Raw genomic sequence first — 15,489 nt, 5'->3', positions numbered from 1 at the left:
GGACGGGAGAAGGGAAAACTGTGAGATCTTTTTCCCTTCTCCCGTCGCAACGCGATGGGAGAAGGTGCCCGAAGGGCGGATGAGGGCTTTGCCCGCGAGTCCCACCCTCAACTCACGGTAACCGCACCGTCACCGTCGCATAGGCCATGATGCCTTCCTTGCGCCCGATCGCGCCCAGCTTCTCCATCGTCGTTGCCTTGATGGCGATGCGCGACGGCTCGGCATGGAGCAGGGGGGCGAGGACGTCTTTCATCGCGGCCACATGCGGCGCGATCTTCGGCGCTTCGGCGAGGATGGTGATGTCGGCATTGGCAATCATGCCGCCTTTCGCCGCCAGCAGCTCCATCGCCCTCTCCAGGAAAATGCGCGAGGGCGCTCCCTTCCACTGCGGGTCGCTCGGCGGAAAATGCGTGCCGATGTCGCCTTCCCCGATGGTGCCCAGAATGGCGTCCGTCAGCGCATGCATCGCCACATCAGCATCCGAATGGCCTTTGAGCCGCTGCGAGTAGGGGATCGCAACGCCGCACAGCGTCACCGCGTCTCCCTCCTCGAAGGGGTGGACGTCAATGCCCTGGCCCACGCGAATGTCGGGCAAATTGTGCAAGCTGCGCGCTGTCATGTCCCGGTTGGCGATCTCGATGTCCTCAGGCGTCGTGAGCTTCCGGTTCTCATGCCGGCCCGGAATCATGGATATGGCAATTCCGGCATGTTCGGCAACAGACGCATCATCCGTCAGCCCCTGTGTGCGCTCGGTCTCGGCCTTGTCATAGGCGGCGCGGATCTGGTCATACGCAAAGCCCTGTGGCGTCTGCGCCGTCCAGATCGAGGAGCGGTCAACCGTGCGGCTCACGATGCCGCCGGGCGCGAATTTCAGCGTCTCGGCCACCGCCATTCCCGGCACCACCGCGGGGAAGCGGTCGAGCCAGCCGATCACGCTGCCGATGAGATCGGCCGACACGAAGGGCCGTGCCGCATCATGGATCAGGATCTTGGCCGGGCTCACCCGGGCCACCGCCGCAACGCCAATGCGGCACGACTCCTGCCTGGTTGATCCGCCAATCACCGGCAGCGGCAGGTCCAGCCCTTTGACCGCCTCGGCGAACATCGCCTCGTGGCCCTCGCCGATCACCGCCTGAACGTGATCGATGCCCGGGTGATCGAGAAAAGCCCGGCACGTCCACCAGATCACCGGCTTGCCGCCAATCATTTGGTATTGCTTGGGCTTTTCGCCACCGGCACGCAGGCCGGAGCCGCCGGCCACGATCACTGCCGCAACTGTCATGTGAGGTTAGTAGCAACTGCTCAACCGCCTCGCAAGAAAGGCCCTTGACGCGTTGCAGCATCTGTCTATTCTGCCTGTAATTTATACAGCTGCTTATTGTGATGAATTAATGGGCATACAGATCGGTTCTCTTGAGACCCGCAACCGCGTCTTCCTCGCTCCCATGTCGGGTGTGACGGACGAGGCCTTCCGCCTGACCGCGCATGAGCATGGCGCAGGCCTCGTGGTCAGCGAGATGGTGGCAAGCGAGGAGCTGGTGAATGCGAGGCCGGACATGCTGCGCCGTGCGTTGGGGGCGGAATCCCTCTCGCCCTTCGTGATCCAGCTTGCCGGCCGCGAGACGCAGTGGATGTCCGAGGGCGCCCGCGTCGCACAGGACATGGGCGCGGACATCATCGACATCAACATGGGGTGCCCGGCCCGTGAGGTCACGGGCGGTCTGTCGGGCTCGGCCCTGATGCGTGATCTGGACCACGCCGAAAGGCTGGTCGCGGCCACGGTTGCGGCATCCTCGGTGCCCGTCACTCTCAAGATGCGGCTGGGCTGGGATCACGGCTCCCTCAATGCGCCGGAGCTTGCAAGGCGGGCGGAGGCGGCAGGCGTGGCGCTTGTCACGGTGCATGGCCGCACGCGCTGCCAGTTCTATGGCGGCAAGGCCGACTGGCCGGCCATCGCCCGCGTGCGCGAGGCGATCTCCATTCCGCTCATCGCCAATGGCGATGGCAACACGGTGGCTGACGCGCGAGAGATGCTGGCGAAGTCGGGGGCTGACGGGGTCATGATCGGGCGCGGCGCCTATGGCCGCCCGTGGTGGCCCGGCGTCATCGCCGAGGGGCTCGATCCGGGCTCGGGCAGGGCGGAGCCCTCGCTGGCGGAAGAAGCCAGCATTCTCGCCCTCCACCATGACCGCATCCTGTCCACGCATGGCGCGCATCACGGCAACCGCATAGCGAGGAAGCACATCGGCTGGGCCATCGGCCGGCTTGCCGAGCGGCATCTTCTCCAGCCCGAGCTTGCCGCCCAGTGGCGCGCCGATCTTTTGCGCAGCAACGACAATGCGGCCGTCGCCCGCGGCTTGGCTGCGCTTTACGGCATGGTTCAGGAAAGGGCCGCCGCATGAACGCCACCGCCGGCCACCAGACGGCTGGCGATGAGCAGCCGCTGGCGCGCGCCGTGGTCGATGCTCTTCCCAATCCCCTCATCGTGCTTGATGAGGATGAGCGCATCCGCCTCGCCAACGTCGCGGCGGAGGATTATTTCCAGGCCAGCAGCAACGTTCTCCTGCGCCACCGCCTGCCGGATCTGGTGCCGTTCTCGAGCCCGGTGTTTGCCGCCGTCGCGCAGGCCCGCGCCCTGTCGGGCGTGGTCAATGAATATTCCGTGGCGGTGGGAACCCCGCGGCTGGGCGGCGAGCGGCTGGTGGACATCCAGGCCGCGGTGATGACGGAGCATCCGCGCTTCGTCATCGTCATGCTGCTGGAACGTTCGATGGCGCTCAAGATTGACCGGCAGCTCACCTCGCGCGGGGCGGCGCGCTCGGTCTCCGGCATGGCCACCATGCTGGCGCATGAGATCAAGAACCCGCTTGCCGGCATCCGCGGTGCAGCCCAGCTGCTGGAGCCCGCACTCGGCAGCGAGGACCGCGCGCTCGCCCGCCTGATCTGCGACGAGACGGACCGCATCCGCGACCTCGTGGACCAGATGGAGGTCTTCTCCGACGAGCGCCCGCTCGACAAGAAGCCCGTGAACATCCACGCCGTGTTGGAGCGGGTGAAGCAGCTCACACTCGCCAGCGCCGGGCTGGGCGTCAGTGTGCGTGAGGATTATGATCCCTCGCTGCCCCCCGTGCTGGGCAACAAGGACCAGCTCGTCCAGGTCTTCCTCAACCTCGCCAAGAACGCCGCCGAAGCGATCGAGCAGGGGGGTGAAGCGGGCGAGATTCACATCACCACCGCCTTCCGCCCCGGCATCCGCCTCACCGTGCCCGGCACGTCCGAGCGCATCACGCTGCCCTTCGAGGTCTGCGTGCATGACACGGGCCCGGGTGTGCCGGAAGAACTCCGCCCCAACATCTTCGACCCCTTCGTAACGACGAAGCCCGGCGGCAAGGGTTTGGGGCTGGCGCTCGTCGCCAAGATCGTGCGCGACCATGGCGGCATCATCGAATGCCTCGGGCGCGAGCGCGGAACGACGTTCCGCGTGCTGCTGCCCATGATGCGCGGCGCCTCCGCCACGCCGGACTTTGAGGGAGACAGCCATCCATGAGCGCCAAGACGGTCCTGATCGCGGACGATGACAGCGCCATCCGCACCGTGCTGAGCCAGGCCTTGACGCGGGCAGGCTACAGCGTGCGCTCGACGGCGACGGCCGCGGCGCTCTGGCGCTGGGTCACCGAGGGGCAGGGCGATGCCGTCGTCACCGACGTCGTGCTGCCCGACGAGAACGCCTTCGACGTCATCCCGCGCATCAAGAAGCTGCGGCCCACGCTTCCCATCATCGTGATGAGCGCCAAGAACACCATCATGACCGCCATCACCGCGGCAGAGCGTGGCGCCTATGACTATCTCCCGAAGCCCTTCGACCTCAACGCGCTGGTGCAAACGGTCGGCCGCGCGCTCGAGCAGTCGCAGCGGCCCGCCAACGCCAGCGCCGGCCCCCAGGCGGAATCGCTTCCCATCGTCGGCCGTTCGCCTGCCATGCAGGAAATCTACCGCATCATCGCAAGGCTCACCCAGACTGACCTGACCGTGATGATCGTGGGCGAATCCGGCACCGGCAAGGAGCTCGCCGCCCGGGCGCTCCATGACTATGGCCGCCGGCGCAAGGGCCCCTTTGTCGCCGTCAACATGGCGGCGATCCCGCGTGAGCTGATCGAATCGGAGCTGTTCGGCCACGAGAAGGGCGCCTTCACCGGCGCCACCTCGCGCATGGCCGGCCGCTTCGAGCAGGCCGAGGGCGGCACCCTGTTCCTGGACGAGATCGGCGACATGCCGCTCGAGGCCCAGACCAGGCTTCTCCGCGTCCTTCAGCAGGGTGAATACACCACCGTCGGCGGCAATGCCCCGATCCGGACCAATGTCCGCATCATCACGGCGACCCACCGTGACCTGCGCCTCCTCATCAACCAGGGCACCTTCCGCGAGGACCTGTTCTACCGCCTCAACGTGGTGCCGCTGCGCCTGCCGCCGCTGCGGGAGCGCGCGGAAGACATCCCTGACCTCGTGCGCCACTTCCTGTCGCGCGCCGTCAAGGAAGGCCTGCCGCGCAAGGAGCTGACGCGTGAGGCGGTGGAGCGGCTGCAGTCCCATCGCTGGCCCGGCAACATCCGCGAGCTCGAAAACCTGCTGCGCCGCCTGGTGGCGATCGAGATCGACGACACCATCGCCGCCCCCGCGATCGAGCGCGAACTGGCCACTGTTCCCATCCAGGCCGTGGCGGAGCCCATGGATTATTCCGGCACCAGCCTGCCCGAATTCATGGAGAACTACCTCTCGCGCTATTTTGCCAGCCACGGCAATGCGCTGCCGCCCCACGGCCTCTATGAGCGCATCCTGTCGGAGGTGGAGCCGCCGCTGCTGCGGGCCGTGCTTGCGGCCACCTCGGGCAACCAGCTGCGCGCGGCGGAGCTTCTGGGCATCAACCGGAACACGTTGCGCGTCAAGCTGCGCGACCGGCAGGTCAAGATCGTCCGGGGTCTTTCCTGACGCCGGGGACTGTCACATATAGGCCACATTTGCTGTTGATTTCCTGCAACAGGTTCTGCTGAACAGGTTGCATGAACGAGGGTTTCCAGACACGGCTGTTCGACAGGCTGCGGCGCTTCTCCGGCGTGGTGGGCTTTACGCTGATTGTGGCAAGCGCCATCCTCGGCATCGCCACATTCGCCATCCTGCGTGACATCACCCCGATCAGGCCGACGAACGAGATCAGCGTGGCACTCATCGTGCTGAACGGCATCGTGCTGCTCATCATGGTGATGCTGGTGCTGGGCCAGCTGATCTTCCTGCTGATCGAGCGGCGCCGCGGCACGCCGGGCACCTCGCTTCACCTGCGCCTGGTTTCGCTGTTCAGCCTCATCGCGGTGGTGCCCGCCATCATCGTGGCGGTCTTTGCCAGCGTCACGCTCAGCCGGCATCTGGATGCCTGGTTCTCGGCCAAGACGCGTGCAATCGTCGACTCGGCGGTGAACGTCGCGGAATCCTACGTCCGTGACCACGCCGAAGCCGTGCGCAACGATGTGGTGCAGATATCCACGGACACCGCCCAGCAGCGCAAATTGTTCGAAACGGATCCCGCAGGTTTCTTCCGCCGCCTGACGCGCTTTGCAGCACTTCACGGTCTTCCTGCCATCTTCATCTTCAACCCGGCCAAGAGGGAGAACGGCCAGCAGCAGTTCGAAGCCCGCGTGGTCATGAATGAGCGGATCTCGTTCTTTCCGCCCACGTCGGAACAGATCGCGCGCGCCGACAAGGGTGAACTGGTTGTCATGCAGCCCCGGCGCGGCGGCAACGTCGTTCGTGGGCTGATCAAGCTGCAGAACTTCCCCGATTCCTACCTCATGGTCTACCGGCTGATTTCCAGCGCGGTGCTCGAACAGCGCGAGAAGGCTGCTGAGGCCAAGCTCGAATATGATGCGATGATGGGCCAGCGCGGCTCCGCACTTGTCAACTTTGCATTGATGTATGCCCTCATCGGGGTGATCTTCCTGCTTGCGGCCATCTGGGCCGGCCTGTGGTTCGCAGACAAGCTGGTGGCGCCGCTGGTGCGCCTGCTTGATGCTGCCCGCCGCGTCTCATCCGGCGATCTCGACGCCAAGGTCTCGGTCGTCGAGGGCCCGGAAGACCTTCAGAACCTGTCGAACACCTTCAACCTGATGACCGATCACCTGAAGCAGCAGCGCGACGATCTCGTTGATGCCAGCGAGGCGATAGACCAGCGCCGGCGCTTCACCGAGGCGATGCTGGCGGGGGTAAGCGCGGGCGTCATCGGCATCGACCCGTCGGGCCAGGTCTCGCTCGTCAACCGCTCGGCCGTGCAGCTTCTTGGCCGCGCCGAGAACGAGCTCATCGGCCAGCCGGCCGAAGCCGTCCTGTCTCCCTTCCTGCCCATCTTCGAGCTTGCCCTGACACGCCCCTCGGGCTTCGCGGAAGGCCAGGTCGATATTGAGCGCGGGGGCGACGGGCGCAGCCTCTTCGCCCGCGTCACGACCGAGATTTCGGACGATGCCGCCCACGGCCACGTGCTGACCTTCGACGACATCACCGATCTCGTCTCCGCCCAGCGCAACTCCGCCTGGGCTGACATCGCGCGCCGCATCGCGCATGAGATCAAGAACCCATTGACACCCATCCAGCTCTCCGCCGAGCGCCTCAAGCGCAAATACGGCGCACAGATCCAGACCGACAAGCAGATCTTCGATCAGTGTACGGACACCATCATCCGGCAGGTCGGTGACATCGGCCGCATGGTGGATGAATTCTCCTCCTTCGCCCGCATGCCCAAGGCCGTGCCGGAGCCGCAGGAACTTGCCGCCATCGTGCGCGAGGCCACCGTGCTGCAACGCGTGTCCTCCGCCGATATCGACATCGAGCTCGATGTGCGGCACGGCGAGATCATGTTTCCCTTTGACCGCCGCCTCATCACCCAGGCCATCACCAACCTCGTCAAGAACGCGCGCGAGTCGGTTGAAACCAGGCTTCAGCAGAAGCCCGAGCCGCGCGGCCACATCACGGTCGAGGCGGGCGTTTCGGACAGTCACCCCTTCATCCGCGTTACCGACAATGGGATCGGCCTGCCACGCGAGAACCGCCACAGGCTGGCGGAACCCTATATGACCACGCGCGAGAAGGGCACCGGCCTCGGCCTCGCCATCGTCAAGCGCATCATGGAAGAACATGGCGGCCGCCTCATCCTCGAGGATGCGCATGAACAGGACGGAACCCTGCGCGGTGCCCGTGTGACGCTCCAGTTCGACAAGCTGGCGGCGCACGAGACGGCCGCGGAATGAGAGCACGGGAAAGCTGAATGGCTGCTGACATACTGATCATCGACGACGAGGCCGACATCCGCGGCATCATCGCCGGCATCCTGGAGGATGAGGGCTTCGAGACGCGCCTTGCGCATAATTCGGACGCCGCCCTGGCCGAGGTCGCGCAGCGCCGCCCCTCGCTCATCATCCTGGACATCTGGCTGATGGGCTCGAAGCTCGACGGGCTCGACCTTCTCAACATCATCAAGGAAAAGCACCCCGAGGTGCCCGTCATCATCATCTCGGGCCACGGCAACATCGAAACCGCGGTCGCCGCCATCAAGCGTGGCGCCTATGAGTACATCGAGAAGCCCTTCAAGGCAGACAGGCTGCTGCTCGTCGTCGGCCGCGCACTTGAAACCTCCAGGCTCAAGCGTGAGAATGAGGATCTGAAGGGCAGGGCAGGTGCGGATGCCGAGCTGCTCGGCGGTTCGCCCGCCATGCGCCAGCTGCGCCAGCTCCTGAAGAAGATCGCGCCCTCGAACAGCCGCGTGCTCATCACCGGCCCCATGGGGGCTGGCAAGGAACTGGCCGCCCGCACGCTCCACGCCATGTCGCTGCGCGCCTCGGGCCCCTTCGTCACGCTTTCCGCCGCCACCATGGCGCCAGAGCGGATGGAGGAGGAACTCTTCGGCGTCGAGGACGGCACAGGCGCCACCAGGCGTGTCGGCGCGCTGGAAGAGGCCCATGGCGGCACACTTTACGTTGACGAACTGGCAGACATGCCGATCGAGACCCAGGGCAAGGTCCTGCGCGTTCTGGTGGACCAGACCTTCCTGCGCGTCGGCGGTGCCAAGAAGGTGAAGGTCGATATTCGCGTCGTCTCCTCCACCAGCCGTGACCTGGCCGGCCTCATCACCATCGGCCGCTTCCGGGAGGATCTCTACCACCGTCTCGGCGTCGTCCCCATTCAGGTGCCGAGCCTGGCGGAGCGGCGGGAGGACATTCCGGAGCTCGTCGCCCATTTTGCCCGCATCTATTCCACCACCTCCGGCCAGCCGATCCGCAAATTCGCCGAGGATGCAATCGCCGTGCTGCAGACACGGGAGTGGACGGGCAACGTCCGCGAGCTGCGCAACAATGTGGAGCGCATCCTCATTCTCGCGGGCGGCGAACCCTCAGCCGAAGTCAACGCCGCCATGCTGCCCTCGGAGGGCGGCAATGCCGGTGCGGCCGCCGCCGGGCAGGGGATCGAGCATTTGCTGGTGCACCCGCTGCGCGAGGCGCGGGAGGCCTTCGAGCGTGACTACATCACCGCCCAGCTCGGCCGATTCGGCGGGAATATCTCCAAGACCGCCCAGTTTATCGGCATGGAACGTTCCGCATTGCACAGGAAAATCAAGCTGCTCGGCCTTGCCAGCCGCAATGAGGAAGACACGGAAGTGTGAAATTTTCAACACATGCGTTCCGTGCTAGCCTACCCGCCGCCGGCTCGGCCCAAGCAAGAGAACAGGAAAAAAAGCGATGGCCCAAGAAAAGCAGCAGAACCTGCAAGACACATTCCTCAACCACGTGCGCAAGCAGAAAGTACCCGTCACCGTCTTTCTGGTGAACGGCGTGAAGCTCCAGGGTGTGATCACCTGGTTCGACAATTTCTGCGTCCTCCTGCGCCGGGACGGCATGTCCCAGCTGGTCTACAAGCACGCCATCTCGACGATCATGCCCGGCGGCCCGATCAGCCTCTTCGATGAGGAGCAGGCAGGCGGTTGACAAAGCACGCGAAGGCGGGAAGCGGCGCAGGCGTCGACTTCCAGATCGAGGGCCCGGAAGTTACCCGCGCCATTGTCCTCCATGTCGACCGGCGTGACCGCAACGCCCCCGTCACCTCTGACCGCGCGGTCGAAGCCCGGCTGGAGGAGGCCATCGGCCTTGCCCGCGCCATCGAGCTTGAGATCGCGGACAGCATCATCGCGCCCGTCACCGCGCCCAAGCCCGCAACGCTCTTAGGGTCCGGCAAGGTGGAGGAAATCGCGGAGCGCGTGAAGGAGACGCAAGCCGAGCTCGTCGTCGTCAACGCCCAGCTTTCCCCCATCCAGCAGCGCAACCTCGAGAAGGAATGGGGTGCCAAGGTGCTGGACCGCACCGGCCTCATCCTCGAAATCTTCGGCAGGCGTGCCTCCACGCGTGAAGGCACGCTGCAGGTGGAACTTGCCCACCTGCAATACCAGAAGAGCCGTCTCGTCCGCTCCTGGACCCATCTGGAACGCCAGCGCGGCGGCTTCGGCTTTTTGGGCGGCCCCGGTGAAAGCCAGCTCGAGGCTGACCGCCGCCTGATTCAGGAGCGCATCAGCCGCATCGAGCGCCAGCTGGAATCGGTCGTCAAAACCCGCTCACTTCACCGCAAGGGCAGGGCACGCGTGCCCTATCCCGTGGTGGCGCTCGTTGGCTACACCAACGCCGGCAAGTCCACCCTCTTCAACCGCCTGAGCGGTGCCGAGGTGCTCGCCAAGGACCTGCTCTTCGCGACACTCGATCCCACCATGCGCGTCATCCAGCTGCCGCATGGCCGCAAGATCATCCTGTCAGACACAGTGGGCTTCATCTCGGACCTTCCAACCTCCTTGATCGCCGCCTTCCGCGCCACGCTGGAGGAGGTGCTCTCGGCCGACGTCATCCTCCATGTGCGTGACGTCGCCCACGCCGATAGCGATGCCCAGGCGCAAGACGTGAACCGCGTGCTGGCCGAACTCGGCATCGATGATCTCCGCCGCTCGCGCATCATCGAGGTCTGGAACAAGCTGGACCTCCTGCCGCCGGAAGACCGCGCCGCCCGAGAGGCCCAGGCCCACCGCAAGCCGGGCTGCGTCCTCGTCTCCGCCATCACGGGCGAGGGGCTGCCGCCGCTCCTCGAACTCATCGAAGGCCGCCTCGGCGCCGAGGACACCGTCTATGAAATCCTTCTCAGTCCCGAAGATGGCCAAGGCCAGGCCTGGCTCCACGACCGCGGCGAGGTCTTGAGCCGCCGCAACTACCAGGACGGCCGCGTGCTGATGAAGGTCAGGCTCGCCTCCGACAAGGCCGGCCAGGCGAGCGCCCGCTTCGGCACCGCCATGAAGACCTTGGGAAAGAAGAAGGCTGCGGCGGAGTAGAAAGAGGCCCTCATCCGGCCTGTCGGCCACCTTCTCCCATTGCTTCGCAACGGGAGAAGGGGAAGCTGCAAGACTACATTTTCCTTCTCCCGTCGCGAAGCGATGGGAGAAGGTGCCCGAAGGGCGGATGAGGGCTTGGCTCCCGCGAGTCGCTTACTTCCCCAACCGCTTCGCCTCGTCCCACAGCGCATCCATCTCGGCCAGGTCCGACTGCTTAGGCTCCTTGCCCATCTCGGCTAACCGCGACTCAATGTGTTCGAACCGCCGCTCGAACTTGGCGTTGGTGCCCCTGAGCGCCGCCTCGGGGTCGATCCCCAAGTGTCTGGCCACATTGGCCATTGCGAAGAGAAGGTCGCCAAACTCCTCCGCCTTCTTCTCCTCAGGCGCTTCGCGGAACTCCGCTATTTCCTCGGCAATCTTGTCATAGACATTCTCAACCGAGGGCCAGTCAAAGCCCACCTTGGCGGCCTTCGCCTGCAGCTTCACCGCACGCGTCAGGCCGGGCAGGGCGAGCGGAATTCCCGCCAGAACCCCTTGTTTTGGCTTGTCTTTCCGCTCCTCTGCCTTGCGGTCCTCCCAGAAGCCCTTGGCGAGCGTCGCAGAGCGCGCCTCGTCATCGCCGAACACATGCGGGTGGCGGCGGATCATCTTGGCGTTCACCGCCGCGATCACGTCATCGAAGGTGAAACTTTCTTCCTCATCAGCCATTTGCGCGTGGTAGACGGCCTGCAGCAGCAGGTCGCCCAGCTCTTCGCAAAGCTCCGCCCGCGAACCCTTCTGGATGGCATCCGCCACCTCATAGGCTTCCTCGATGGTGTAGGGAGCAATCGTCTCGAAATTCTGCTCAAGGTCCCACGGGCAGCCTGTCACCGGCGTCCTCAGCGCCTTCATGATGGCGCGCAACGTCTCGATCTTGCGGGGGTCCATGGTGGCGGGGTTGTCGGCGGGGGGCTGGGTCATGCCAACGGACTATCCGATTTATGCGCTTTCGACTACTCCCAGAGGCGTCATTCCGGCGAAAGCCGGAATCCCGCTTTCTATCCGCGGGGGTGACGGCACCAGTTTGGGCGCAGTACCCTCTATTCGCATAATATATATTATGGAATATTTCTGGATAAAAGAAATCCAGCCCCATCAATGGCTTGGACTGATTACCGGAACTCCTAGTTCAGCGGCGCCTGGCCCGGCCAGCTCTTCGGCTCGCAGGTGGTGACCTTCGCCGTGAAATCGGCGTTCCACTCCTGGCGGCGGCACCCGAACCAATATGGCGTCAGAATCTGCCACGGCGTTGCCTCGAACCGCCGCACCAGCATCTGCTGGGCTGCCTTGGAATAGCGCTCATGACCGCCATGCCAGTTGCAGCCATAGCGCGTGGCCTTGACCGCAAGCGCCAGCGCTTCTGCCGCGCCATCCTCGCCGCGGGAATTCCTGGCCCAGCGGATCGCTGCCTCGGTGAGCCGCTTCGGCGCCTGGTCCATCTGCGTCAGTAACCGGATTTCCTTCCAGTTTACGGCCTTCACCATCGGGTGGCCGCTGAGCACAAGGTCGCGCTTTTCGGCCAGCGCCGCGCGCAGTTCCGGGTCGTCGACATTGGCCAGCCGGCGCATGGCGTAGCTCTTGGTCTCAGGCAACCCTGCGGCATCGTCAGCCTGCTGGCGCAGCGATAGCAGCTGCCGGTCTGGCTCGAGCGGGCACCACCAGTTCTTGTCATTGGGGTTCCAGCCGTCGATCTCGGTGAAGCTCGCAGGCTTGAGGCTTTCGGGCGACCAGCCACCGGGCATGGCAACCAGAATGTTGTGCGCGGGGCTCCGCAATATGGTTAACAGCCGCTGGTTGCGCGGTGAAATGTCCGGATAATCCGCTTTCACTTTCTCCCATACAGCCTTGATTTCAGGGTTCAATTCATGAAGCACAGCAAGCTTCTCTCCATCCACCCGGCGCACCAGCCCATAGTCCCTGGTCCACGCCGCCCTGGCAAACAGCGCCCGGTCCTGCGCGCTAAAGGCCTGGTCAGCCGAGAACGCCCACAAGGTCTTGGCCGGAAGGAAATTGAACATCAGATCGGAGGCCGGGTCGCTTCTCAGCAGAACCGCTTCCCGCCACCTCGCCTCATCCTCCGCAATCAACGCCAGCACGGCGGAAAACCGGTCCCGGTCAAGGCTCACCGTTTCGCCCGGAGCAGCCTGCAGAACCTCCGGCGTGATCAGGCGGTCACGCAGCCTGCGGGCGTCGTCGAGCTGGCCCATGGCGGCTAAATATTGTGCCAGACCATGAAGCGCACTCATCTTGTAGGCCCGCGCGGTCTTGAAGGGCACGGCCTCCAGTCCGGCAATGGCCTCATCGACACGTCCGGCCATGGCGGACAGCCGCACGGCATGGGTGAGCAGGAAGCCAGCCGCGGCCGTTTCGGGCGCTGATCCGCAGCTCGTTTCCGCCGCCGTCATCGACGCTTTCGCCTTCTCCCAGAACACGGCGCGCACCCCATCATTGGGGTTCGCCGCGAGCACTGTCAGCATGTCTCGTGCCAACCCGTTGATCTTGCTGCCGGAAGGTTCGACGGCAAGTGCCTTGTCGACATAGGCTGCCGTGCTGGCCTGCCACTTGCCTCCGACGAGGCTCCACGGCGCCAGCGTGAAGGGGTGATTGGCTGACTGGCCCGCCATCATCCACAGCGCCATCGGGTGCTGGCGTGAGGAATCGACGAGCGACTTTGAAATCGTGGGGTTTTCGGGCAGCGTGCCGTCGAGCCACCAATCGCCGTCCTTCTCCCGGACGCCGACGAAATCGATGTCAGTAAGGGCCGATGCATATTCCCGCTTCAGCTCATCGTTGGCCAGGATCGCGCCGGCCGGGGTCTGGAGCGTTGCAATCGATCCATCAATGAGCCGCGTCCAGCCCTGTGCCGTGTCTTCCTGATTGGCAATATAGCCCAGAAGCTCGCGGGTGATCGCATGCACCGAAGACAGCGAGGCATCGGCGAGAATGGCATCGGCCTCTGCCCGGGCGGCGTCAGGCTGCCGCGCATTCGCAAGAAGGTTTGCAATGTTGTAGCGCGCCGCTGCCCGATGCTGTGAATTCGATTGCGCAATGGCGCGGAACAGCGGAATGGCCTTCTCCTTGTCACGGTAGAAGGCGATCGATGCCTCCTGATAGGCGCGATCCATGGCCTGCCGGTTGGCGAAGGCCGCTTCCGCCTCGAGCGGTGGCGGCAGTGTTGCCTCGCCCTGCTCGCTGCTGCAGGCACGCATGACCTGCTCCTGGGCGAGCAGCCACTGCTTCACATAGGGATGGTCCTTTCCCAGGGCGGCCACGCGCTTTTCCAGCAAGGAGAGCGGATAGGCGATCCGGCAGTTCCAGCTGACGGCCTGAAGGTCCTGGGATTCGGGGAGAATTTCACCAGCAAGCGAGCGCCAGCGTTCCTGCAGAGACCATGTATCGCCGCCCGCCATCGCGGCCTCGATCATCGGATCTCCCAATCCCTGCAGCACGCGCCAGTTCAGGGCGCTGAAGGGCTCGGCCGCGTAGCGGTCCACGGCTGCGGCAAGCCTTGCGGGATCGCAGCTGGTCTGCGCCAGCCCGGGTGTGGTGAGCAGCGCCAGTGACAGAAGGCTCGTAGCAATGGATTTCATCGTAGGGATCCTTCCCGGTGATTTCAGAAGGCGAGTTCAAGTCCATCATAGGCTGGTTCAACCGTTGCCGGAAGTTCCCGGCTCAACGTGTCGAAATCCAGGTCCTGGTGCATGTTGGTGATGACCGCGCGCTTCGGCTTGAGGCGGGCGATCCATTCGAGGGTCTGAGGCAGGCTCCAATGGCTGGGATGGCGTGCACGCCGCAGGCCGTCGACGATCCAGAGGTCGAGGTTCTCGAGGGCGGACAGGCTCTTCTCGGGCACGCCGTCGATATCGGGCGTATAGGCCATGCCGCCGATCCGGAAGCCGAGCGCGTCGATCGTGCCATGGTGGACGTGGAAGGGAAGCACCGGGATGCTGCCCCCTTCCCCATTGATAACAATGGGATTTTCGGGTTCCATGGCGTTCAGGTGGATAATCGGCGGATAGTCGCTTCCGGGCGGTGAATAGAAACAATAGGCGAAACGGGTCGTCAGCATGCGGCCGGTGGCATCGTCTGCCCAGACCGGAATGCGGGCGCGCTTGATCAGGAAGAAGGCGCGCAGATCATCAATGCCATGGGTGTGGTCGGCATGCTCATGGGTGTAGAGAACGGCATCTATGTCATTGATTCCAGACGAAAGCATCTGCTCGCGGAGATCTGGCGAGGTGTCGATCAGGATGCGGGTTTGGCCCCCCTCGCCCGTTCTGGTAACCAGCGCCGAGCAGCGGCGGCGGCGGTTCTTCGGGTTGGTGGGGTCGCATTTTCCCCAGTCATTCCCGATCCTTGGCACGCCGCCTGAGGAGCCGCAGCCGAGGATGGTGATCGTCATGCTCATGCGGCGGCAGCGAACCGCGCCGGGCGCGGCACCTTGGAGAACAGCCGGAAGAAATTGTCGCTGGTGATCTTCGCCATCTCGCCGGCCGCGAGGCCTCTCACTTGCGCCAGTGTCTCAAGAGTTTTAATCAAATATGCAGGTTCATTGGGTTTTCCGCGATAGGGCACGGGAGACAAATAGGGCGAGTCCGTCTCCACGATGATGCGGTCCAGCGGAAGATTCGCGGCGGTCTTGCGGATGTCCTCGGCAGACTTGTAGGTGAGGATGCCTGAGAAGGAGACATAGCCACCCAGTTCCACCGCAGCCTGGGCCAGTTCGGCGCGCGACGTGAAGCAGTGGAGCAGCGGGGTGAATCCTCCCCGCTTCATTTCGTCCTGCAAAATCAATCGAGTATCGTCCTCTGCCTCGCGGCTGTGGATGACCAGCGGCAGGCCGGTGAGGCGTGCGGCCTCGATGTGCACCAGAAAGCCGGCCCGCTGCGCCTCGCGTGGGGAGAGGTCGTAGTGATAGTCGAGGCCGGCCTCGCCGATGCCGACGCATTTCGGGTGCTGTGCCAGCCGCGCAAGATCCTGCGCGGTGACGTCCAGTTCCTCATGCGCGTTGTGAGGATGCGTGCCGACAGTACAGAAAACATTGGGATTAT

Annotated in this window: 12 protein-coding genes; 7 read left to right on the top strand and 5 right to left on the bottom strand. The window is 64.5% G+C overall.

Features of this window, described 5'->3' with window-relative positions; genetic code table 11:
- Positions 1–112: 112 nt before the first annotated feature.
- Complete coding sequence (locus ACILRA_RS09525; protein WP_395661869.1) at positions 113–1,282, bottom strand: bifunctional 2-C-methyl-D-erythritol 4-phosphate cytidylyltransferase/2-C-methyl-D-erythritol 2,4-cyclodiphosphate synthase; 1,170 nt, start codon at positions 1,280–1,282, stop codon at positions 113–115.
- Between the two features lie 109 nt (positions 1,283–1,391).
- Between ACILRA_RS09525 and dusB the strand changes: the two genes are divergently transcribed.
- From dusB to hflX, 7 genes are all read left to right on the top strand, one after another.
- Positions 1,392–2,402: a tRNA dihydrouridine synthase DusB gene (gene dusB, locus ACILRA_RS09520; protein WP_395661868.1), complete on the top strand. Its 1,011-nt coding sequence runs from the start codon at positions 1,392–1,394 to the stop codon at positions 2,400–2,402.
- Positions 2,399–3,547, top strand: coding sequence for a nitrogen regulation protein NR(II) (locus ACILRA_RS09515; protein WP_395661867.1), 1,149 nt, complete (start codon positions 2,399–2,401; stop codon positions 3,545–3,547). Before dusB ends, ACILRA_RS09515 begins: the two co-directional genes overlap by 4 nt.
- Positions 3,544–4,986, top strand: a complete 1,443-nt coding sequence (gene ntrC, locus ACILRA_RS09510) for a nitrogen regulation protein NR(I) (protein ID WP_395661866.1) — start codon at positions 3,544–3,546, stop codon at positions 4,984–4,986. Before ACILRA_RS09515 ends, ntrC begins: the two co-directional genes overlap by 4 nt.
- Before the next feature lie 71 nt (positions 4,987–5,057).
- On the top strand, positions 5,058–7,289 hold the full coding sequence (locus ACILRA_RS09505; protein WP_395661865.1) for an ATP-binding protein: 2,232 nt from the start codon (positions 5,058–5,060) through the stop codon (positions 7,287–7,289).
- Between the two features lie 17 nt (positions 7,290–7,306).
- Complete coding sequence (locus ACILRA_RS09500; RefSeq protein WP_395661864.1) at positions 7,307–8,698, top strand: sigma-54-dependent transcriptional regulator; 1,392 nt, start codon at positions 7,307–7,309, stop codon at positions 8,696–8,698.
- Between the two features lie 76 nt (positions 8,699–8,774).
- Positions 8,775–9,020 (top strand): RNA chaperone Hfq, encoded by a 246-nt coding sequence (gene hfq / locus ACILRA_RS09495; RefSeq protein WP_395661863.1) that lies wholly within the window; start codon positions 8,775–8,777, stop codon positions 9,018–9,020.
- Complete coding sequence (gene hflX / locus ACILRA_RS09490) at positions 9,017–10,399, top strand: GTPase HflX (RefSeq protein ID WP_395661862.1); 1,383 nt, start codon at positions 9,017–9,019, stop codon at positions 10,397–10,399. The genes hfq and hflX overlap by 4 nt, the downstream gene beginning before the upstream one ends.
- A gap of 153 nt (positions 10,400–10,552) precedes the next feature.
- Here hflX and mazG read toward each other — a convergent pair whose 3' ends face one another.
- The 4 genes from mazG to ACILRA_RS09470 all read right to left on the bottom strand — a co-directional run.
- Positions 10,553–11,326, bottom strand: a complete 774-nt coding sequence (gene mazG / locus ACILRA_RS09485) for a nucleoside triphosphate pyrophosphohydrolase (RefSeq protein WP_395661870.1) — start codon at positions 11,324–11,326, stop codon at positions 10,553–10,555.
- A 236-nt stretch (positions 11,327–11,562) separates the two neighbouring features.
- Positions 11,563–14,028: a hypothetical protein gene (locus ACILRA_RS09480; protein WP_395661861.1), complete on the bottom strand. Its 2,466-nt coding sequence runs from the start codon at positions 14,026–14,028 to the stop codon at positions 11,563–11,565.
- A gap of 23 nt (positions 14,029–14,051) precedes the next feature.
- Positions 14,052–14,846, bottom strand: coding sequence for an MBL fold metallo-hydrolase (locus ACILRA_RS09475; protein WP_395661860.1), 795 nt, complete (start codon positions 14,844–14,846; stop codon positions 14,052–14,054).
- The coding region (locus ACILRA_RS09470) for a TatD family hydrolase (RefSeq protein WP_395661859.1) at positions 14,843–15,489 on the bottom strand (647 nt) is incomplete at its 5' end. The genes ACILRA_RS09470 and ACILRA_RS09475, both read right to left, overlap by 4 nt.

The sequence above is a fragment of the Aestuariivirga sp. genome (assembly GCF_044239095.1).
Lineage (GTDB): Bacteria > Pseudomonadota > Alphaproteobacteria > Rhizobiales > Aestuariivirgaceae > Aestuariivirga.
The sequence above is the reverse complement of the archived record's forward strand: the minus strand, read 5'-3'. Positions and strand labels throughout refer to the sequence as shown.

What these genes read in the sequence shown, in the direction of transcription:
- hfq (WP_395661863.1), top strand. Translation starts at nt 8,775, where the DNA reads ATGGCCCAAGAAAAGCAGCAGAACCTGCAAGACACATTCCTCAACCAC.
- ACILRA_RS09525 (WP_395661869.1), bottom strand. Translation starts at nt 1,282, where the DNA reads ATGACAGTTGCGGCAGTGATCGTGGCCGGCGGCTCCGGCCTGCGTGCC.
- ACILRA_RS09515 (WP_395661867.1), top strand. Translation starts at nt 2,399, where the DNA reads ATGAACGCCACCGCCGGCCACCAGACGGCTGGCGATGAGCAGCCGCTG.
- ACILRA_RS09505 (WP_395661865.1), top strand. Translation starts at nt 5,058, where the DNA reads ATGAACGAGGGTTTCCAGACACGGCTGTTCGACAGGCTGCGGCGCTTC.
- ACILRA_RS09500 (WP_395661864.1), top strand. Translation starts at nt 7,307, where the DNA reads ATGGCTGCTGACATACTGATCATCGACGACGAGGCCGACATCCGCGGC.
- ntrC (WP_395661866.1), top strand. Translation starts at nt 3,544, where the DNA reads ATGAGCGCCAAGACGGTCCTGATCGCGGACGATGACAGCGCCATCCGC.
- ACILRA_RS09480 (WP_395661861.1), bottom strand. Translation starts at nt 14,028, where the DNA reads ATGAAATCCATTGCTACGAGCCTTCTGTCACTGGCGCTGCTCACCACA.
- mazG (WP_395661870.1), bottom strand. Translation starts at nt 11,326, where the DNA reads ATGGACCCCCGCAAGATCGAGACGTTGCGCGCCATCATGAAGGCGCTG.
- dusB (WP_395661868.1), top strand. Translation starts at nt 1,392, where the DNA reads ATGGGCATACAGATCGGTTCTCTTGAGACCCGCAACCGCGTCTTCCTC.
- ACILRA_RS09475 (WP_395661860.1), bottom strand. Translation starts at nt 14,846, where the DNA reads ATGAGCATGACGATCACCATCCTCGGCTGCGGCTCCTCAGGCGGCGTG.